Below are 864 nucleotides of genomic sequence, written 5' to 3' on the forward strand. Positions count from 1 at the left end.
GCCCGAGTCGCCTGCCCGACGTGCCGTCAGTGACGTGATCGAGGACACTCTGAACGTGCTCGTTCCTGATTTCACTCTGGGCTCGGAACCGTGTAAAGTCTCATGTCGTTGCGGGGGACGCAGCGAGGCCCACAGGAAGTCATCATGGGCTCCTTGGCACGTCGAGATCCCGCTCACGAAAACTGCGCCTCTAGCTCAATTGGCAGAGCAATTGACTCTTAATCAATGGGTTCCGGGTTCGAGTCCCGGGGGGCGCACAGCAACCCCTTCCTGATCTGCGGAAACGCAGATCAGGAAGGGGTTTCTTCGTGTCTGGACGGGTCGGCAACCCACAGAATCACCCACTTTCAGCATCTCCAATCCTCTGGCTCTGGGCCGTTCTTCCAGGTCGACGCATCGAGGGAGGCATGTGCGGTGCCCGACCAGGCTGCCCGCCGGCATCATGCTGGCCGAGGACTGGTGGCCCCTCCGGGGACGCGGGCCAGCGCATAGCATGGTGGACGTGGTGGACGCGCGCCATGCCAGCTGAACGGCTGGCCCTCAGAGCCGTCACCCGGATCTTCCCCTCGGGGGACGGGATCCGCGGTGTGGACCTCGACGTCCTCCCCGGCCAGGTCCACGCGCTGGTCGGCCTCAATGGAGCGGGGAAGACGACCCTCCTGCGACTCGCCCTCGGCATGCTTCGTCCCCGGTCCGGCGAAGTCCGCATCGAGGGCACGCCCCTCGAGCGCGCCCGGCCTGCACAGCTGGCCGGGGTCGGCCAGCTCATTGACGCTCCCCTCGCCTACGGAGAGCTCGACGTCCGGACCAACCTCGCGCTCGCGGCGCGCCTCCACGGCGTCGAGCCCGCCCGGGCGGCGAAGC

The 864-nt window shown here is 66.8% G+C and carries 1 protein-coding gene and 1 tRNA gene; both read left to right on the plus strand.

Annotated elements, in window-relative coordinates:
- Positions 1 to 184 precede the first annotated feature (184 nt).
- Positions 185 to 257 (plus strand) — tRNA-Lys (locus V7053_RS18050).
- Between the two features lie 261 nt (positions 258 to 518).
- Positions 519 to 864 (plus strand): ATP-binding cassette domain-containing protein (locus V7053_RS18055; protein WP_334173644.1); only part of this gene is annotated, 346 nt, incomplete at its 3' end.

It is taken from the genome of Sinomonas sp., from assembly GCF_036848755.1.
Taxonomy (GTDB): Bacteria; Actinomycetota; Actinomycetes; order Actinomycetales; family Micrococcaceae; genus Sinomonas.